This window comes from Brachyspira sp., assembly GCF_029258575.1.
Taxonomy (GTDB): Bacteria; Spirochaetota; Brachyspiria; order Brachyspirales; family Brachyspiraceae; genus Brachyspira.
Genome location: NZ_JARHYI010000079.1, coordinates 1 through 21,467, shown reverse-complemented (window position 1 = coordinate 21,467; position 21,467 = coordinate 1). Strand labels below are relative to the sequence as shown.

At 26.4% G+C, this 21,467-nt stretch carries 18 protein-coding genes; 10 read left to right on the top strand and 8 right to left on the bottom strand.

Going from position 1 to position 21,467, the window contains the following annotated elements; translation table 11 throughout:
• Nucleotides 1–15 precede the first annotated feature (15 nt).
• The gene (locus Q1J76_RS06430; RefSeq protein ID WP_300368548.1) at nucleotides 16–1,389 is read left to right on the top strand and encodes a uracil-xanthine permease family protein; all 1,374 of its coding nucleotides are present in this window, start codon (nucleotides 16–18) and stop codon (nucleotides 1,387–1,389) included.
• 63 nt (nucleotides 1,390–1,452) lie between these two features.
• On the opposite strand, the gene yqeC is transcribed toward Q1J76_RS06430, so the two are convergent.
• From yqeC to Q1J76_RS06400, 6 genes are all read right to left on the bottom strand, one after another.
• Entirely contained in the window at nucleotides 1,453–2,631 is a 1,179-nt protein-coding gene (yqeC, locus tag Q1J76_RS06425; RefSeq protein WP_300368545.1) for a selenium cofactor biosynthesis protein YqeC, read from the bottom strand.
• Nucleotides 2,632–2,634: 3 nt separating this feature from the next.
• Nucleotides 2,635–4,380, bottom strand: a complete 1,746-nt coding sequence (locus tag Q1J76_RS06420; protein ID WP_300368542.1) for a TrkH family potassium uptake protein — start codon at nucleotides 4,378–4,380, stop codon at nucleotides 2,635–2,637.
• Between the two features lie 69 nt (nucleotides 4,381–4,449).
• On the bottom strand, nucleotides 4,450–5,598 hold the full coding sequence (hydE, locus tag Q1J76_RS06415) for a [FeFe] hydrogenase H-cluster radical SAM maturase HydE (RefSeq protein ID WP_300368539.1): 1,149 nt from the start codon (nucleotides 5,596–5,598) through the stop codon (nucleotides 4,450–4,452).
• A 20-nt stretch (nucleotides 5,599–5,618) separates the two neighbouring features.
• The gene (gene hydF, locus Q1J76_RS06410) at nucleotides 5,619–6,803 is read right to left on the bottom strand and encodes a [FeFe] hydrogenase H-cluster maturation GTPase HydF (protein ID WP_300368536.1); all 1,185 of its coding nucleotides are present in this window, start codon (nucleotides 6,801–6,803) and stop codon (nucleotides 5,619–5,621) included.
• 93 nt (nucleotides 6,804–6,896) lie between these two features.
• Nucleotides 6,897–8,321 carry a [FeFe] hydrogenase H-cluster radical SAM maturase HydG gene (gene hydG, locus Q1J76_RS06405; RefSeq protein WP_300368533.1) on the bottom strand — a complete coding sequence of 475 codons (1,425 nt, stop codon included), beginning with the start codon at nucleotides 8,319–8,321 and terminating at the stop codon, nucleotides 6,897–6,899.
• Nucleotides 8,322–8,355: 34 nt separating this feature from the next.
• Nucleotides 8,356–8,607: a TM1266 family iron-only hydrogenase system putative regulator gene (locus Q1J76_RS06400; RefSeq protein WP_300368530.1), complete on the bottom strand. Its 252-nt coding sequence runs from the start codon at nucleotides 8,605–8,607 to the stop codon at nucleotides 8,356–8,358.
• A gap of 629 nt (nucleotides 8,608–9,236) precedes the next feature.
• On the opposite strand from Q1J76_RS06400, the gene pbpC reads away from it, so the two are divergent.
• The 4 genes from pbpC to Q1J76_RS06380 all read left to right on the top strand — a co-directional run bounded on the left by pbpC (nucleotide 9,237) and on the right by Q1J76_RS06380 (nucleotide 14,882).
• Nucleotides 9,237–11,678, top strand: a complete 2,442-nt coding sequence (gene pbpC / locus Q1J76_RS06395) for a penicillin-binding protein 1C (RefSeq protein WP_300368527.1) — start codon at nucleotides 9,237–9,239, stop codon at nucleotides 11,676–11,678.
• Nucleotides 11,679–11,872: 194 nt separating this feature from the next.
• On the top strand, nucleotides 11,873–12,625 hold the full coding sequence (locus tag Q1J76_RS06390; RefSeq protein WP_300368524.1) for a FecR domain-containing protein: 753 nt from the start codon (nucleotides 11,873–11,875) through the stop codon (nucleotides 12,623–12,625).
• A gap of 85 nt (nucleotides 12,626–12,710) precedes the next feature.
• Nucleotides 12,711–13,280, top strand: coding sequence for a TetR/AcrR family transcriptional regulator (locus Q1J76_RS06385; RefSeq protein ID WP_300368521.1), 570 nt, complete (start codon nucleotides 12,711–12,713; stop codon nucleotides 13,278–13,280).
• 27 nt (nucleotides 13,281–13,307) lie between these two features.
• Complete coding sequence (locus Q1J76_RS06380; RefSeq protein ID WP_300368518.1) at nucleotides 13,308–14,882, top strand: ComEC/Rec2 family competence protein; 1,575 nt, start codon at nucleotides 13,308–13,310, stop codon at nucleotides 14,880–14,882.
• A 33-nt stretch (nucleotides 14,883–14,915) separates the two neighbouring features.
• Here Q1J76_RS06380 and Q1J76_RS06375 read toward each other — a convergent pair whose 3' ends face one another.
• Nucleotides 14,916–15,272 (bottom strand): FMN-binding protein, encoded by a 357-nt coding sequence (locus Q1J76_RS06375; RefSeq protein ID WP_300368516.1) that lies wholly within the window; start codon nucleotides 15,270–15,272, stop codon nucleotides 14,916–14,918.
• A 73-nt stretch (nucleotides 15,273–15,345) separates the two neighbouring features.
• A complete protein-coding gene (locus tag Q1J76_RS06370; protein ID WP_300368513.1) occupies nucleotides 15,346–15,759 on the bottom strand; it encodes a hypothetical protein in 414 nt (137 codons plus the stop codon).
• Nucleotides 15,760–15,908: 149 nt separating this feature from the next.
• Here Q1J76_RS06370 and Q1J76_RS06365 point away from each other — a divergent pair, with 149 nt between their 5' ends.
• The 5 genes from Q1J76_RS06365 to Q1J76_RS06345 form a co-directional block, all read left to right on the top strand.
• Complete coding sequence (locus Q1J76_RS06365; RefSeq protein ID WP_300368510.1) at nucleotides 15,909–17,510, top strand: TolB-like translocation protein; 1,602 nt, start codon at nucleotides 15,909–15,911, stop codon at nucleotides 17,508–17,510.
• A 197-nt stretch (nucleotides 17,511–17,707) separates the two neighbouring features.
• Nucleotides 17,708–19,615 (top strand): ribonuclease J, encoded by a 1,908-nt coding sequence (locus Q1J76_RS06360; protein WP_300368507.1) that lies wholly within the window; start codon nucleotides 17,708–17,710, stop codon nucleotides 19,613–19,615.
• A complete protein-coding gene (gene sppA, locus Q1J76_RS06355) occupies nucleotides 19,504–20,616 on the top strand; it encodes a signal peptide peptidase SppA (RefSeq protein ID WP_300368504.1) in 1,113 nt (370 codons plus the stop codon). Before Q1J76_RS06360 ends, sppA begins: the two co-directional genes overlap by 112 nt.
• On the top strand, nucleotides 20,616–21,182 hold the full coding sequence (locus tag Q1J76_RS06350; protein WP_300368501.1) for a hypothetical protein: 567 nt from the start codon (nucleotides 20,616–20,618) through the stop codon (nucleotides 21,180–21,182). Before sppA ends, Q1J76_RS06350 begins: the two co-directional genes overlap by 1 nt.
• 2 nt (nucleotides 21,183–21,184) lie before the next feature.
• A partial coding sequence (locus Q1J76_RS06345; RefSeq protein ID WP_300368498.1) for an LptF/LptG family permease occupies nucleotides 21,185–21,467 on the top strand: 283 nt, incomplete at its 3' end.

Genomic DNA, 21,467 nt, shown 5'->3' with positions numbered 1-21,467 from the left:
AAATTGGAGTTAATTATGAGTACAAATGAAAAAACTCAAGATGTTTTGTTTCAATACGAAGGTATACCAAAAATCTCCCAAGCTTTTCCGTTAGCTATTCAGCACGTAGTAGCTATGATAGTTGGTTGCGTTACACCTGCCCTTATAGTATCTTCTGCCGCTGGTATAAAAAGCGGAAGTCCAGAGCAAATATTGTTAGTACAGTCATCTTTAGTATTTGCAGCTATTTCTACTATTATAATGTTATTCCCTATACCTATTACAAAAAACTATCATATAGGTGCTAGACTTCCTATGATAATGGGAGTTAGTTTTGCTTATGTATCTACTATGCAGTCTATAGCAAGAGGTCCTGAAGGTACAGGTCTTGGTGTTAGAGGTATAGCTATAATATGCAGAGCTCAAATTATAGGTAGTGTAATTGCTATAATATTTGGTTTGGCGGTTGACAAAATAAGAAAATTATTCCCTCCTCTAATTGCTGGTACAGTTGTTTTCACCGTTGGTCTTTCTTTATATCCTACTGCCGTTAGATATATGGCTGGTGGAAGTTCTTTATATAAAATAGATGGAAAAGTTGTTCCTTTCGGTTCTTGGCAGTATTGGGCTGTTGCAGGAATTACTCTTGTAGCTGTTATTTTCTTCAATCAATTTACTAAAGGTTTCTTAAAATTAGCCTCTGTATTATTTGGTTTAATAGTTGGATATATAGCTGCATTTTTCTTTGGCATGATTAACTTTGCAAGTGTTGCTAATGCAAGTATTTTCCAAGCTCCTAAACTTATACCTTTTGGTATAGAATTCGACCTTTCTGCTGGTATAGCTATAGCTCTTTTATTTGCTGTAAACTCAGTTCAAGCTATAGGGGACTTCTCAGCTACTACTTCAGGAAGTCCTATTGGAAGAATGCCTACAGACCAAGAATTAAAATGCGGTATCACTGCTTATGGTCTTACTAATATTTTATGTTCTATATTCGGATGTCTTCCTACTGCTACTTACAGTCAGAATGTTGGTATCGTTGTTACTACTAAAGTTATAAACAGAATAGTTTTAGGTCTTGCTGCTGTTATAATATTAATAGCTGGTTTATTCCCTAAATTCTCTGCTTTACTTACTACTATACCTTCTTGTGTATTGGGAGGTGCTACTATAATAGTATTCGCTTCTATTGCTATGACTGGTATTAAATTGGTATTCACTGAAAATATGGGTCCTAGAAACACATTAATAGTTGGACTTGCTGTTGCTTTAGGTATGGGTACTGTTCAAGTTAGCGATGCTTTAAATACTTTCCCTGCTTGGGCTAAAACTGTATTTGGAAGCAGTCCTGTTGTTATATCTACTTGTGTTGCTATAATACTTAATATTATTTTACCTAATAAATAATTATTTATAATAAAGCATAAGTTATATATACAATATAGCTTATGCTTTTTCATTATTTTAATATTAAATTAAATCTTCTCTAGTATCTATATCTTTTAATTTATTTTTATCTATTGTATAAAAAAAACAGTCATCTGAATTATTCTTTATAATTTTCAATGCCCCGCTGTCATTTTGAAGATTTAAAATATCATAAATATATTTGGATGAAAAAATTGCAGGATTGGAAGGTCTGTTATCAGTAAACATTGCTCCTATATTCTTATTACTATAATAAAAATATCTAATCATATTAAAAATATCGTAGCTTTCCAAAAAAGGCATGTCACATACAAAAAAAGCAAATGAATCAGCCTTCATCTTAATTGCCTCATTAATACCCAATTTTATAGAAGAACTTATACCTTCATTATTATTGCTATTATACAAAGCATTATAATCTTTATTTTCAAATACTTTATTTATTATTTCATCGTATATACTTACAGATATAACAAAAGTTTCTATATTGTTTAATTTTTCATCTTCTTTAAATAATTCTCTTACTTCTGATATTTTATTTATTGTATTTTCAAATAAAGTTTTATTATTAAGAGATTGAAATTTATGAATTAATTTATTACCTTCAAAACGTTTACTGTTTCCTGATGCTAATATTATAAAAGCAGTTTTTTTATAATTTAAATCATTATACTTTGTAAAATCATTTAAATATAATTGAATATTATTAGATTTTAATTTATCTATATAATACTTATTAGCAATATAATTAATAGTTTCTAAATCAACTATTTTTTCTCCATCTATTTCTTTACATAAATTATATCTGAAGCATGTTTCTTTAAACTTTCTTCCCAAACTATGAAGTCCCATTATTATAATTATTTCATATGTTTTTCCATATAAAAATTCTGGTATTACAGGTTCATTATCATTTGGTATTTTTAAAGCATGATACTTTGACCCATCAGCCTCTATTAAAATAATATCAGCATATTTAATTGCATTATTTAACTGCTCATCTCCAGCATACATTAATTTTTTTTCATCATATTCCTTTCCAAGCACAATAATATTGTCATCATCAAAAGAATTAATATTAATAATATCTCTATATTTTTTAGTTTTAAATATTTTAGTTGTAGTTGTAATTACTATTTTTTTATCTTTATAATTTTCTGCTATATTTTTTATATAAGATGTTTTTCCACCAGCACCACATACAATAATAACTTTAGACATCAATTATCCAATACTAACATCGCCTGTAGGTAAATCTATAATACCATATTTACCTTGATCAATAGAACCTATACTCATAAATAAAGTAAGATAACCAACACGTCCTATAAACATTAAAACTATAATTATTAATTTACTCCATGTTGTAAGATTAGGTGTAATACCAAGTGAAAGTCCAACAGTACTTATTGCCGATATTGCTTCAAATAGTATAGGCATCATAGTAGGTGATTTTTCTATATAAAACATAATAAAAGAAGATAATACAGAAATAGTTATAGCAAGAGTAACTATAGCAACTGATTTATTAACAGCATCAACTTTTATTTTTCTTCCATTAACTACAATATAAGGTCTGTTAAAAACTGCTGCTATTACAGAAAACATAAATACAAATAATGTAGTAGTTTTTACTCCGCCTCCTGTACTGTTTGGAGAAGCACCTACAAACATTAAAAATATAATTACTCCTATACTAACACTGCTCATAGAATTATAGGCTATAGTTTCAAAACCAGCCGTTCTCGGACTTACACTTTGAAATAAAGATACAAGTATTTTTTCTTTTAAACTCAAATCTTTTAAAGCATTTGAATATTCATTAAAAAATATAAAAATTGCTCCAAATATTATAAGTATTAAAGTAGTAAATATTACTATTCTAGCCTGAACATCAAATACATATCTTTTACCTTTAAACTTATGAATTACAGCCCTAGACAGAGTAAGCATAACAGGATAGCCTATGCCACCCAATATTATAAGAAACATAACAGTAACATTCACAGTAATATTACCCGAATATCTGTGCAAACTATCCGTATAAAGAGAAAATCCTGCATTACAAAATGAACTGATAGAGTGAAATAATGCAGAAAATATTTTTTTAGGAATATAATGATGCTCAGAAACTGTAAATAAAGAAACAGCACCCAATAATTCTATTAAAAATGTTGATAAAAATATTACTTTTACTGTTGATTGTATTATATCTTTATTTTGAGTATTAAACATCTCTAAAGTTCTTACCCTATCCTGAACACTTCCTTTATTTACTGAAAATAAAAGCACTATTGCAGATATAGACATAATACCAAGACCGCCTATTTGTATAAGAATAATTAAAACAATTTGACCAAATAATGTGAAATCTTTTGAAATATCTATAACACTAAGACCCGTAACACATACAGCACTCGTTGCTGTAAATAAAGCATCTACAAATGATAATCTTCCGCCAACTGTACTTAAAGGCAAATATAATAATAAGCTACCCAATGTTATAACAAATATAAATGATGCTATAATCATTTGATATAATGTTAATTTTGAATATGATAATCTAAGCCAATTTATTACTATCACTAAAAAGAAAAGTATAGAACCTGCTATAGTCCAAATTATTCTATTGGCATATACATCATAATATTTTTTACTAAAGAAATTGAGTAGAATAAGAGCCACAAGCTGTATAATTGGTACTATTTTATAAAGTTTTCTAGGAGCTATTCTTATTTGATCTATAAATATAAATATAAAAAATATAGTAATTATATTAATTATTTCATTATAGTGCTTTATATAGAAATTAGATAGACTAACCTGCCTCACTTGCATAAGAAGAACGAATATTGCAAATATAGCTCCTGTTATTGCTACTAAATTTGATGTTCTCTTTAAAAATTCATCTATAGTTTGAATTATAGTTTGATTAGGATTACTCTGACCCTTATTAAATATATCTTTCATAAATCAGTCTTTTAATAAAATAATATGCAGTATTGTAATATATATTGAAGTATATGTAAATATATAAATTCAGTTTTTACAAATATAATTATTGAAATTATTTTTTCTATTTAAATCAAAATCCCCTCTCATACCTGTAAGAACATATCCAATATCATTAAGACTTTTTCTTAAGCTCTCAACACCTTCTGCCGATTCCGTACCAGTTGCTATTTTATCATTATAAAGCAGATATTTTTTTCTAACATTCATAGGAGATAAATTTGGCATAACCACATTAGAACCATGCAAAATACCAAGTTCCCTTCCGCCTTCTTTTATAGTACCCAAAGCTGTTGTAGCTGGTATCAAAGATAAAGGAAAAATTAAACGAAGAATGCTTATAAGTATCAAAGTAAGTTCCAACTCTCCTTTTCTTTCATTAGCAAAAGGAGTATCTTTATGAGGTAAAAAGGGACCTATTCCTATCATCTCAGGCTTTATTTCCTGCATAAAAACAAAATCATTAGCAATATTTTCTAAAGTCTGATAAGGACTGCCTACCATTATTCCAGTTCCAGTCTGATATCCTAATCTTTTTAAATTTCTTAAACATTTTTTTCTATTTTCCAAATCCATATTATTTGGATGAAGTTTTGAATAATGTGTATTATCAGAAGTTTCATGTCTTAATAAAAATCTGTCTGCCCCATTATCTTTTAGTATTTTATAATAATCCTCTTCTTTTTCTCCTATTGATAATGTCAAAGCACAATCAGGATATGTAGTTTTAATTGCATTTACTATATCAGACATAATTTCAGCATTATAATAAGGATCCTCTCCGCCCTGAAGTACAAAAGTTCTAAATCCAATCTCATACCCATATTCGCAGCATGATAAAATATCTTCCTTACTCAATCTATAACGCTCAGCTATTTTATTGCTTTTTCTTATTCCGCAATATATACAGTCATTCTTACAATAATTAGTAAACTCTATAAGTCCTCGCATAAAAACATATTTACCAAATACTTTATCAGCTTTTTCTCTTGCCTTTAATCTCAAATATTCTTTCAATTCATTTATTTCTTCTTTTTCTTTATCATTTAAATTTTTTATATTAATATCATTATCATATTCAAATGATGATAAAAGCGTTAAAATATCTTCAAGTGATATTTTCTCTTCTATATCTATTTTATCAATTATCTCTTTTGCTATATTTATATTACTCAACTTTTTATTTCCTCTTTATATTAAATATATTTAACATTATTTATTTTTGCTATAGTCATACCATAATTTGTTATAGGTATATTCTGTTCTTCGCATATTCTTATTCTATTTAAAATATGTTTTCTTGTACCCATACATCCACCGCAATGTATTACCAAATCATATTTTGACAAATCATCTGGAAAATCATTACCAGCAGCATAATCAATATCAAAGGCAAAACCAAATTTCTTTTTCAATAAATTAGGAATTTTCACTCTTCCTATATCTCCTTCTAAAGGGACATGAGTACAACTTTCTGCTATTAACAATTTACTATCTTTGGTTAACTTATCTATGAAATCAGCACCTCTTTTATAAATTTCCTCATTACCCTTATATCTTGCAAAAAGAACTGAAAATGAAGTAAGAAGGCTTTCTTCTGGTTTTAATTTTTCTACTTCTTTAAAAACTTGAGAATCAGTTATTATTACTTTTGGAGGTTTACTCAATGACTTCAAAGCTTTTTCAAATTTATCAAATGTAGAAGCCATGATCACTGCTTTATTATCTAAAATATCTCTTATAGTTTGAACTTGAGGAAGTATAAGACGCCCTTTAGGAGCTTGAATATCCTGAGGCATAACAAGCATTACTATATCATCTTCATTAACTATATGCCCTGTAATGCTAATCTCTTCCTCTTTTGGAATTGTTAATTTTATAGTTTCTATCAATTTATCTATATTCAATTTATTAAAAGCACTTATTGAAACAGTTTCCAAATCAAATATATCTTTTATATTTTGTTCAGAACTTTTATAATTATCATTCAAATCTATTTTATTTAAAATTGCTATAGTAGGTATCTCTAAACTTACAAGTTCATTTTTCCATTTTAATTCAAGTAAATAATCATTATCCTCAAAAGAAGCATCGAATACAAGCAATGCAATATCCGAAGACTCCATAATTTTTTTAGTTCTTTTTATTCTTAAAAGTCCAAGTTCTCCTTCATCATCAAATCCTGCAGTATCAACTATAGTGCATGCCCCTAATGTATTTATTTCTATAGCTTTTTTCACTGGATCTGTAGTAGTTCCTGCCGTATCAGAAACTATAGCTACATCCTGATTAGCAATTGCATTTATAATACTGGATTTGCCAGCATTCCTTCTTCCAAATATTGCTATATGGGTTCTATTGGGGTTAGGTGTATCATTCATTTTAATATCCAATAATTTTATGATTATATAACTCAACTTTTTCAATACAATATAAATAAAAAAAGCTGAATTATTAATAAATGAGTACGCTAATTAAAATTTAAAATCTCTTTTTCCACTATCTATACTCTTCAAAGCATCTATTAATCTAGATTTTACTTTTTCATTCGGTATTCTTTCTACTTCATTTCCCATAATTTTATCTATAGATTTTTTAGTTTCTTCTTTAGCATAATCATTTTCATATTCTTTTAATGTCAATACAGCATTAGCCTGACAGAAATTTTTTATTTGTCCGCTCTTAGCAAATGCCATAAATCTATCGCCTGTTCTTCCCTCTCTATAACAAGCAGTACAGAAACTAGGTAAATAATCAATATCAGCAAGCCATTTTATTATATCATCTAAAGAACGGTTATCAGAAATTTCAAATTGTTTTGAATTTTCTTGTTCCTCTTCAACATATCCTCCAACACTAGTTCTAGAACCTCCGCTTATTTGAGAAACACCGACTTCCAAAACCTCTTCTCTTGATTTCTGACTCTCTCTAGTAGAAACTATTATTCCAGTATAAGGAACGGCAATTCTTAAAACAGCAACTATTTTTTTGAATAAATCATCAGGTATAGCATTAGGAAAACTTTTTACATCAACATCATCAGCAGGTCTTATTCTAGGAACGCTTATAGTATGAGGACCGCATCCGAAAGCATCTTCCAAATGTTTAGCATGATAAAGCATAGCTGTAAAATCATATTTATAATCATAAAGTCCAAATAATACCCCTATACCTACATCATCAATTCCACTCTCCATAGCTCTATCCATTGCCTCAGTATGATATTCATAATTACTTTTAGGACCGCTTGGATGAACTTTTTTATAAGTAGGTTTATGATAAGTTTCCTGAAATAATACATAAGTACCTATGCCTGCATCTTTAAGCTTCTGATAATTTTCTACTGTAGTAGCAGCAATATTAACATTTACTCTTCTAATAGCTCCGTTTTTATGCTTGATACTGTATATTGTTTTTATAGATTCAAGCAAATATTCCATACTTGCATAATCTGGATCCTCTCCTGTTTCTAATGCAAGTCTTTTATGTCCCATATCCTGTAATGCAATAACCTCTGCTCTAATTTCATCTTGAGTTAATTGCTTTCTTGCTATATGTTTATTCTTTGCATGATAAGGACAATAAACACATCCATTAATACAATAATTTGATAAATAAAGCGGTGCAAATAAAACTATTCTTTTTCCGTATATTTCTAATTTTATTCTCTTTGCTATTTCAAACATTTCATTTTCAACATTTTTATCATTGCAAAGAAGTAAAGCTAATGCTTCATTAGGTTCAAGCCCTTTCATTTCATTAGCTTTATTTAGTATATCTCTAATATCATAATTTCCATTCTTTACTTGAGATATAGTTCTCAAAATTTCTTCATCATTGATAAATTCATTTGCATTTTTTGATTTTGAATCGTACTTAAATAAAGATGCATAATCCATAAATATAACCCCTAATAATTAAACTGTTTTTAAATTACTTTTTACCTGCATAAAGTGCTTTAGCAGAAACACCTTCAAGCATGCCAAGTTTTCCTGTTAAACTATTAATTTTATCACTAGGAGCATTTAAGACTACAGTAATTATATTTATATTTTTTTCTCTATAAGGTATGCCCATTCTTCCTATAATAAAATCGCTATAATCATGCAAAATATCATTCACTTTTGATATACCATCAGTGTCTTCAATTATAATACCTATAACAGCAATTCTATTATTTTCCATTCTCAATTTCTATTAATCAGTGTGTATGAAAAAATATTCCTTTATGATAAACATTAATAGTTATTCAATTAGGATATTAATATTATAGTACTTATATTCATTTTGTAAACAATTTTCTGAAACTTTTTAAGAAAAAGTATTTATTTAAATTAAAATTCAGTGAAAAAATATTTATCTTTTTATTTGCATTATTGTTTTTTTCATATACTTGATTTATTAATTCTTAATATATTTAGATGAATCCTGACTGTTCTGTACAAACTTCTAACCTCACTTGCAACAAACATAAAACCTTTTCCCTACTATCAAGCACATAGCACTTATACTGCTGCATTAATTCCAAAATATTAGTTTGAAAAGCTATACCCTCTATAACTTAATAATATCTTTGATTTTTTCAAAGTTGTTTATATCACTTCTATAAGTCTGTTACGATAGAATGAAATAAATGAGAATAACCATCAAGCGTATTTTCAAAACCTGTATTTATACTTTTACTTATTCTTTTATGTGAAAAAATATAGATACCGTTAATAAAAAAGCTAACATCAATATAAACATTAAACTTAATGAATGTCATTTGACTATTATAATTTTTATTATAAAATGATAATCAGTGGAAAAATTAAATGGAAAGAATTATAAGAAGAACTGCATTAAGTATTATATATATAGTATTATCATCTTTAATAATACTTTCTATCATATTCATACCAAAAGGATATAATTTTTATAAATACTGCAAAGAATATATAAATAAACCATTTTCTCAAAATGAAATAAAGATTAATGAAGAAAGAGCTTTAAAAGTATATGATAGAAATTCTATACTCATATCAACAATATTCCCAAAGCATGGCGGATTTTTTGAAGAAATAAAATATAATGATTTATCTGAAAATTTAATTAATGCTGTTGTGAGTGCTGAAGATAAAAATTTCTTTAATCATAATGGAATAGATTATAAAGCAATAATCAGAGCATTTTTATCTAATTTAATAAGCAATAAGGTGGTATCTGGAGGAAGTACAATAACTCAGCAATTAGCAAAAAGCATAATACCGCGTGAAAGAACTTATATAAATAAATTCTATGAAGCTCTTGATGCTATGCGTTTAGAAAAAAATCTCACTAAAGAACAAATACTAACAGAATATTTAAACAGAATATTTTTTGGAAATAATTGTTATGGTGTAGGAGCTGCTTCCGATTTATATTTTCATAAAAAAGTAAAAGATTTAAATATTAATGAATCTGCAATGCTCGCCTCTATAATAAAATCAGGAACAAAATTCAATCCGTACAAACATGAAGAAAGATTAAAAGAAAGAAGAATATATGTTCTTGGAGAAATGAAAAATAATAATTTCATATCTGAAAAAATCTATAATAAATATACAAATGAAAAAATAAAAATATTTGATGATAAGGAAAAATATACTTTCAAAGCACCACATTTCACAATGTATGTGAAGGATTCATTAGAGCAATTAAAATATACAGAAGTTACAGAATTAAGAACAACATTAGATTATAAAATACAGAAAGAAGCAGTTTTAGTTATAAGCAATTCCAGTCAGTTTCTTCATACTTTTAATGTGAGAAATATATCCTGTGCAATTCTCAATGCCAAAACAGGAGAGGTTCTTTCAATGATAGGCTCTATGGATTATTTTGATACCGAAACACATGGTGCAGTAAATGGTGCTACTGCATTAAGACAGGCTGGAAGTACATTAAAACCTTTTATGTATGCATACTTATTTGATAAGGGAGAATCACCTGCCTCTGTCATAGGAGATATTGAAACTTATATTAATTCTCCGGGTGGAGATTATATACCTGAAAATTTCGATCATAAATACAGAGGACCTGTTACTATAAGAGATGCTTTGGCTAATTCTCTTAATATACCTGCAGTTAAATGGCTTGCAAGATACAATATAAAAGATTTTCAGAATATACTTTTGAAATCAGGTTTAAGTTCAATAGATAAAAATCCTGATCATTATGGTTATTCTTTGGTGCTTGGAAGTGCTGAGGTTCGTTTAATAGATTTAGCTTCTGCATATACTATATTTCCAAATTCTGGTACATTCATAAATAGTTATTCTATCACTTCATTAAAAAAGGCAAATGGAGAAATTATCAAACTCCCTAAAAAATCAACAAGAAAAGTGATATCAGAAGAGAGTGCATATTTGATAACAAGCATACTTTCAGATAGAAATGCAAGAATGGGTTCTTTTAGAAGTTATAAAGGAATAGTTTATCCATTTTCTATAGCTATAAAAACAGGAACATCTAAAGGATCAAGAGATGCTTGGGCTATAGGTTATACTAGAGATTATATTGTAGGTATTTGGCTTGGAGATTTTGCTGGAAGTGAAATGATTAATATAACAGGAGGAAACGGTGCTGTACCTATACTTTATGATTTATTTTCAATGCTGAACAAAAGTCATAAAGAAACGCAATGGAATAAACCTGATACAATAATAAAAAGAGAAATTTGTCTTATAAGTGGTAAATTAAGAACGGAATTTTGTAAAGAATCAAGATTAGAAGAATTCTCTCATATAAATGTTCCAAAAGAAGAATGCGATGTTCATAATTTATATATAAGAACAAATCAAGATGGCAGTATAAGTGAAAAAGTTTTTGTTAATCTCTCAAGCGAATATAATGACTGGATTAAAGAACAGCAATTAGAACGCCCTACTCCTGAATGGACTAAAGTAAATAATATATTTGCATATAACAGAATAAAAAATAATATAAATACTCAAGATATCAATTCGAAAACTTACGATATTAATCAATCATATAACTATACTTCTCTATTAAGTATAAACGATACAAACACTCTTTATGCTTCAGAAGAAATAGGTGTAAATAATAATAAAGAAAGAATTTCAATTAAAGAACCTACTGATAATTCTGTATATAAAATAGATTCTACTTTGCCTTTGGAATATCAAAATATATTTATATCATCATATATACCAAAAAATATTGTAAGTGCTGAACTTTATTGCAATAAAAAAATAATAGCTAATATTGATGATTAAAAAAAGAATATATAAAATGGAAATTGAAACAGGGAGATTATACATTTTATATAGAGGCTAAAACAGAAGAAGGTGAAATTATAACAAGTTCTCCTGTAAAAATATATGTACAGTAAAAAAAAATAGTATTGATAATTTTTTTAATATCGATAATATTAACAGTATTATGTATATTGTGATGGAGTATTAACAAAATGAGAAAAAAAATAATATCTGTATTATTAATGCTTTCTATAGCCTTGACTTTGCAGTCTGCTTATAAAACAAATCAGTATATGAGAGTTGTAGATGTTAAAGGAAAAGTAAAAATATCATCGCAAAAAACTATAGCAAAACCTGCACAGTATGGCGATTTATTATTCACTAAAGATAATATATCTACAGAACAAAATTCTTATCTCACTTCATATTTAGAGAGTAATAATATATTTAAAGTAAAAGAAAACTCATCATTAAATATTGATGAATCTTATGATAAAACAGGAAATACAAAATTATATTTAGAGAAAGGTAATTTTTTAATAGCATCTTCATCAAATGCTAAAGCTGATTCTATCACAATATCAACTTCAAATGCCAATATTAAAGTATCTGGAATAGCATCTGTATCATATTCTAATGGAAATACAAAAGCTAAATTTTTATATGGAAACGGAGAAATAAACGGTACTAAAGTTAATCAATTTATGGAAGCTAATATAGATAACTCAAATAAATTATCTTTGAAAAATATAGAATTGAATCAGGAGCTTACTAATACTGTAAATGAAATAGCTTCAATGCCATATGTTGAAACTATTATAGCTGAAAAAATAGATATCAATAATATTCAAAATCAAATAAATACAGAAACTAATAATGTATCCGAAATAACATCTATAGATTATGAAGGCAATACTAATGAAAATAGAACTACTTTAATAATCACTAATGAGAGAAGAAAATAATTTATTAAAATCTATTTTTTATTTACACTTTGACAAATAAAAATTTAAGATATATAATATAATAAAATGAGTTAAAGGTAAATATATGACGCCTCGTGAACAGATAGTAAATGCAGGGAAAAAACTATTTAAAAAATATGGTTTTAAAAAAGCATCTATGAGCGATATAGCATTGATGGTGCATAAATCTAAAAGCAGTATTTATCATTATTTCGATAGCAAGGAAGAAATATTTTTTGCTATAGCAGAAAATGAAGCAAATGATTTAAAAAAAGAATTATATGAAGCAATAAAAAAAGAAGATACGGCAGAATCAAAATTAAGAGCATATATATTAACAAGACAAAAAGGATATATAAAATTAGCAAATCTTTATGAAGCATTACATAGTGAGATATTTGAAGACTTTACCCTTATAGAACATATGAGAGCTCAATACCATAAAGAAGAATACAACACAATAAAAATTATATTAAGAAGCGGAGTGAAAAAAGGATTATTTAATATAGATTTAAGACTTGCAACTGAAGCTGTTTTTGCTATAATAAAAGGGTTTGAATTGGAATGGGCTAAAAATAAAAAAGCAGAAGATTATGAAAAGGATTTGGATACTATAATAAATATTATATTTTACGGAATATTAAAAAGAGATTAAAAATTTATTAAATTAATAATATTTATAATGAAAAGATTATTTATATATCCTCTCACTTATATAATATACATAACATTATTATTTGCAATTGGTATAGCATTAGCGTTCATAAATCAGAACTTTATTTACATATCAATTATAATTTCTATTGTATTAATTATAATATCTGTAGTTTTAAAAAGGAAATATTATATTTCTATTATCATATTAATATTTTCTTGTTTATTTATCGGATACAGCTATACGATTGTAAGGTATTATGATATATTCAAAAATCCTCTTAATAAATTTGATAAAGAAATAAAAGCATATAATGCAAAAATATTATCATATGACGGAGTTGTTGGATTTAGAGAAAGATATATTGCTTATGTTGATAAAGTTTATGATGGAACCAATTGGTATAATTATTATGGAAATATAAGACTTTATAATAATTCATTAAAAATATTATTCATTAATGATGAAATAACCGTATCATCAAAATTAAATCTATACAAAAATATATTAACTAATGATGATGTATATAATTCTAAAATAATTATCAAAGCACTTTCCGAAAGAATGCTTTATGGTGTAGCAAGCATATATCAATATAATAATCTTGTTATTCAGAAGCATGGATTTTCTATACTTAACTATATAAATCATTATGCTATAAAAGTAAGAAATATAATAAAAAAATCACTTGGAGAAAATATAGAAGCTATACCCTATTCTATAGCACAAGGTATAATGATAGGTGATAAAAATATAATACCATTTCATATAAGAAAATATTTTATAGATGCAGGAATATCACATATACTATCAATATCAGGACTTCATATTTCAATGATACTTTCAATTTTATTTATAATATTATCATTTTTTCCAATAAACTTTTATAACAAAATATTAATATCATCTATTGCCGCAATAATAATATATCCTCCAATTACTTTATTTTCTGTTTCTATTATAAGAGCTAGTATAATGGCATTATGTCTTTTAATATCATACTATTTTGACAGAAATAGAAATGCTATAAATACCTTATTCCTATCAGGTTTAATTATACTAATATTAAATCCGAATTCTATTAAGGATATAAGCTTTCAATTTTCATTTTTAGCAACATTAGGAATAATCATTTATTATCCTGTATTCAGATTTTATATAATAAAAAATATCAAAAATATAAATTTTAATGAAAAAATAAAAAATATATTTATAAAACTGCTGTCATTTTTATCTATAAATATATTTGCATTAATAACAGTACTTCCATTAAGTGTATATCATTTTTCATTACTAAATCTTACTTCTATAGTAGCCAATATATTTGCCGTTCCTTTATCATTCATAATACTTTCATCATCATTAATAACAATAATAACATATCAAATATATAAACCATTATCTATATTTCCAGCAAAAACTTTAGAATTCTGTTCTAATTTATTGATAGATATAGCATATAAATTTGGTAAAACAAATTTTCTAAAATATAATATTTCATTAAATTTATATTCAGCAGTATTAATTACATTTATAATAGTATTTATAGGAATAGTTTTTAGAATTGTAATAAATAAAAAAAGCGTACCTAAAAATAAATAGATACGCCAATTAAATCATTTCTTATTAATTTAATTATTTAGCAGGAGTCAATTTAGTTAAAGCATCTTCAACTAATGCCACCCAAGTAGCACCGCTTACACCATCAACATATATATTATTAGCCTTTATCATTTTATCATAAGCTACCCTACCTCTAGCAGGACCGCTACTATGAGCACATTTAATTAATACCACCCTTGTTAATTTACCGTCAGCAACAGTAACTTTAGCTTGATAATCTCCTTTATATGTCTTATAAGTAGCTTTGTAATTTCCTAAATAAGTTCCATCAGGTACTTTAGTTAAATCAACTTTACCCTGAGCAAATAATAACATGCTAGCTAAAAAAACAACAACAAAAGCTAAAAACATAACCTTTTTAAGACTCATACTTTCCCATTTTAATATATTTTATTTATTAATAATAACTTTATATAAAATAAAAAGTAAAATAATTGTAAAACTAATTTAACATTTTTTTTATATTTCCGCCTCTAAGCAAACCTAATAAATTATTATATTCCACAGTAGTTTTTATTTGATAATATCTGTCATCTACAAAGTTAGAGTATTCTATCTTAATATATTTTTCTACAATATATTTTAATTCATTATTTTCAGATCTTTTATTTGGTAGTTCTTTTGTAAATGCATTTTCTATTTTTACCTTTGATAAGGACAAAGCAGCATTGAAAGCACTTGTTTTTATATCCTCTTCTGTAGAAGCATAGCCATTAGGATATCCTATAGAAGTAGCTATAAATTTATTCTCATTAACCCAGCCTTCATTAAGATTAACATTATAAACAGTTTTTTCTGCAGATTTGCATGATACAAATAAAAATAAAATCATTACAGCTATATAAATATATTTCATATTGACCTCCGAATATAAAAAATACACAAAAAAAATATTCGTCAAAATTTAATTTTTTTAAAGCATATAATTTTTGATATTTATTAATTTTAGAGTACAATAGTTCCGATTATATAAAAAAATATTTAAATATTATACTGGGAATTATTATGAAAAGATTATATATTACATCTGTTATCTTTTTTATACTTTATGTAAGAGCATTCAGCCAAATATATACATTACAAAATAATGAAAAATTAAATAATTCTTATATTTTGTCAGAAACAAATTATGCAATCATTATAGAAAAAAATACTGCCAATTCTGGAAAAACATTTGATATTATCTATAAAGATTCAAGATTAACAGGATACAAGGATGCTGGAAATATAAAGATACTTCCTAATGGAACTTTAATTGCAACTATGCTAAAAAATTCTGTTGGAAAAGATATGTGGGTTGTAATATACGGAAATGTTGAACAGGAATTTGATTCTATAGAAAGAGAAATTTATTCTGGTAATAATTCTATAATATTCACTAGATTAATGGATTATGGAATCGCTATTATAAATGGAGAAGCTAAAGTACAATATTCAGAATTGTATGACAGTGTACTAAATGATAATAATTATGCCTTTTCATATTCAAGAGACGGACAGTATTTTGTAAATATTAATGGAGAAGAAAAACAGGTTACCGCTAAAGTAAATAAATTAAAATTTTCAAATGATGGAAATAATATAGTATATGTTATAAATGCAGAAGATAATGCTGTTATATTCACAGGAAATAATGACAGTGAAAACTTCAGATCAGTAGATGATTTAACTTCATACAATAATAATAGAATAGCATATGCAGTAAAAATACTTCCTAATATGACAAATGATATGATGATTACTAATGATACAAATGCAGTAATGACAAATGATACTACAACAAATGGTATAGTAACAAATACATCAACAATTACAAATTATAATCTATCAAATGTTAGCATATATACAAATGAAGAGGGAATAACAGTAAAAGGACAGTCAAATACTATAGCATTGATGACTGTAACAAATGTTATAACAAATATAAGATATAATGAATTAAGTTCTATACCTCCTGCTACTGATAACACAAATACTATAATGACAAATGAATTCATTATGACAAGCATTATAATAAATGGAAGAAATTACGGAGAGTTTAATCTAGTAACTAATATGTCATACTCTCCAGACGGCAAAACTTTAGTATTTATAAATGTTAATACCAATAACACTATGCAGCTATATATAGGCGGAAATATGACAACTAATTATGATATAATACATAATTATAAATATTCAGATGATAGTAAATTATTTGCGTATTCTGCTCAAACAAATAATGTATCATTTTTAATAGTTAATGGAAAAAGACTTCCTAGAAATTATGATAAAATAAATGACATATATTTCTCTACAAATAATAATTTAGTTTATAATGCTTCTATAAATGATAGAGAATATATTATAGCCAATGATTTTGAAAGTCCTTCTTATAATATCATAACATCATTCAAATTTTTAGGCGATTCATTTGCATTTACAGCTCAAAGATTGGGAAAGCATTATTATTTTATTCTAAATAAAGATAATTCATTAAGAAGAGAATTCGGCGGTTATGATTATGTTTCGGTTATGGACAATAATCAAGATGATGCAATATCCATAGTATCAGATGGTAAAAATGTATTTATAATAAAAAATGGTGTAATGATAAACAGCAAATAATAGTTACTATAAATCTCTACCTATTCTTACCTACGCGTAAATTTCTATATAATTTTTATAGAGGTTTACGAATTATATTTTTTATAATTCATTAGTTTAAATTATAACTTGACTTAATTTTTTTTATAGTTAAAATAAAAAAAGAGAACTTGATTTTTTTGTTTATATTATAATTTCAACAATAAAGTAGTTAATGAATGAACAATAATAATAATGATAAAATAAGAATCATACCTCTTGGCGGCGTTCAAGAAATAGGTATGAACATGACAGTCATAGAATACGGAAATGAAATTTTAATAGTAGATTGCGGATTTATGTTTCCAAGATACCATATGCTTGGTATAGACTATGTTATTCCAGATATTTCTTATTTGGAAGGTAAAAATATTATAGGTCTTATACTCACACATGGGCATGAGGATCATATAGGGGCTATACCGCATTTTTTAAGAAAATTTCCAGATATTCCTATATACGGCTCAAGATTAACAATAGCTTTTTTAAGAGCAAAACTTAATGATTATAAAAATGAATACAAAAACACCAAACTATATGAAGTTGAGCCTAGAAATAAAATTCAATTGGGAATGAATTTTGATATAGAATTTATACGAGTAAATCATAGTATACCTGATGGTGTAGGAATAGCTATAACAACGCCTCTTGGAGTAATAATACATACAGGAGATTTCAAAATAGATTTAAATCCTACAACTGACAGATTTATAGATTTATATAAATTCGCTGAATATGGGGAAAATGGCGTTCTTTTAATGCTTGCCGATTCTACAAACTGTCAAAAAGATGGATTTTCAATGAGTGAGAGTGTTGTACAAAATACTATGACTCCACTTTTTGATTATGAAGACGGTATGATCATAGTGGCAGTATTTGCAAGCAGTATAGAAAGAATACAGGATTTAGTAACAGCTGCAAAAGTTAATAATAAATATGTGGCATTTTCTGGAAGAAGTTTAATAAAATATACTAAAATCGCTCAGGATATGGGATATTTAAATCTATACGATATAGTTATACCTATAGACAAAATTAATAGATATCCTAGAGAAAAAATAGTATGCATCACCACTGGAACACAGGGAGAACCTTATTCCTCATTATCATTAATAGCAGCAGAAGCTCATAAACATATAAAAGTTGAAGATGGAGATATGATAATATTTTCATCTAGTGTTATACCTGGTAATGAAATGGCTGTAACTAGAATGATAAATAATCTTTTTGATCTTGGTGCTAAAATGGTTGGAGAAGATAAAAAACTTCTTCATGTATCAGGACATGCTTCAAGCGAAGATTTGAAATTGATGTACAGATTAGTAAAACCAAAATATTTCATACCAATACATGGGGAAAAAAGACATTTAATCACGCATATAAAACTAGTAGAAAATTTAAATGGACTTGATACTAAAGGATTCTTGCTATATAACGGAGATGTTTTAGAAATAGATGAAACTTTAGAGGCAAGAATAACTGAACCTATAGAAATCAGAAATATATATGTTGATGGAAAAGGTGTAGGAGATTTAGAAGACAGTATATTCTATGACCGAGAGCAGTTATCTCTTAATGGAGTTGTAGTTGCAAATGTAGTTGCCAAGAAAAATAATGTGGGGCTTTATGATATAAAAGTTGATTTGGAAAGTAAAGGCTTTACATATAATGGCGGAGAAAAAGAAGGTATAATAAATAAAACTGAACAATTAAGAGAAGAAGGCATTAATTCTGCAATAGAAGCTGTTAGAAAATTATTAAACAGAAATAAGAAAACTCCTTCTACAATTAAATATGAAGTTAGAGAGGCACTTCGTAAAAAATTTATTCAAATAATTGGAAGAGAACCTGTAATATTTGTATGCTTATATATGAATCATACTTACACAGAACAATCGTATAGCAATGATGAAAATATAATCAATAATACAGCAACAAAAAATAATATAGAAAACAATAATGAGGAGCAAATAAAATGTCATACGAAGAAGAAAAAGAGAATCAAAAAAATATCAGCATCGAAGAAAAATACGGTTCAAATGAAAAGAATAAAATCAAAGAAGAAAAAGGCAGTAAAAGAGAGTTAATATTCACATCATTAATAATAATATCTATAATTGTAGGAATAATAAGTTTATTTTTAAAAGGAGAAAATAGAGGTCCTTCTATAAAAATCTCCAGCAATATGAGTCCTTCTATATCATCTAAATCAGCTTTAAAAGATGGAGTGGCAGTTATAGATTTAACTGGTGTAATAATTCATACAAAAAGAAAAAGCAATATAGGTTTGGAATATCCTTCTGTAACTGAACAGCTTATGGAAGATTTTGAATATTATATTAAAAATCCTAAAGTTAAGGCTATTGTACTTCAGGTTGATAGTCCGGGAGGAGCTTTAACTTCATGCGAAGAAGCTTTAAAATATTTACAAAAATTAAAAGCGAAATACCCCAAACCAATAGTGGCATCTTTCAGATCTTTAGCAGCAAGTGGAGGATATTATATATCTATGATAGCTGATAAAATATATGCAAATGAATCTACATTAACAGGAAGTATTGGTGTTATATCTCAATTCTTTAATATATCCGAATTGATGGATAAGTACGGCGTAAAGATGTATACAATTAAAAGCGGAAGAAATAAAGATTCACTTTCCCCTTTCAGAGCCCCTAGAGAAGATGAATTGGCTTATTGGCAGGATATGACAGAAGAATTTGTAGCTCAATTTACAAATGTAGTAGAACAATCAAGAGGAGATAAAATAAAAGGTAATAGAGATGATATATTTGATGGCAGAGTTTTCAGCGGAAAAAAAGCATTAGAAATAGGACTTATAGATTCTATAGGTACATTACAGGATGCTGTAAAAGATGCTGCTAAAATGGGAGGTATAGAAGATGAAAATCCTTATATAATAAAAAAGCCAGAAACAAAAAATAATATAATAAATCTTCTCCTTTCTAATATTTCAGAAAATATAAAGCCTAAATCTAATTTACCTTTTCCTTATGAAGAAATATTGAATACTAAATATATAGGAGTTCCTATGTTTATTTATATTCCTAACTATATAGGAGAAAATTAATGCATATATATCAAGCTATATACTATTATATATTAAAGCCTAAAGAAGCTATAAAAAAATCTATAAATTTTGAATATTCTTTTTTAATATATTTACTCGCATCTTTAAGTATAGCTGTATCTATATTGTATTCTTCAGCATCTAATGGGAATATATTAAATTTAACAATACTTTCATTTGGAATAGCATCATATATTGCAATATCAAGTATAGGTAAAATAGCTATTATTAATCTAATAACTTCAATATTTTTTAAAAATATTGATAAAAAAAATATAACTACTTTTATTAATAACTGTTTTGGTATGTATGGAATATTTATTTTAATACTTCCTATAACATTAATATTCGGAAGATTTTCTTCTGTACATTTTATACAGCTTTTTGCATTATTGATGATGCAATTATATTATATAATTTTGCTTTATAATAATATTAAATATTCATTTAATATAGAAAGTTCATTCAAAGCTTTTTTAGTGTTAATAACACCAATAATATGCGATTATTTAATATATATATCATTATCAATTTTAGTATTCGGAGTTTTGATTAGTTATATATAATTATGAATAAAATAACGAAATATATTATAATGGAAACTATAGGTCCTTTTATAGCAGGTATTCTATTTTTTACATTCATATTTGTAATACAGCTTTTACCTGAATTAATAAGGCTTATTATTAATAATGGAGCACCTATTTTAATATCCTTGGAAGTTTTTGTTTATATGCTTCCTTTCAACATTGCTATAACAATACCTATGTCAATATTAATGGCAAGTATTATAAGCTATGGAAGATTATCTTCTGACAATGAAATTATAGTAATGCGTGCTTTAGGTTTTC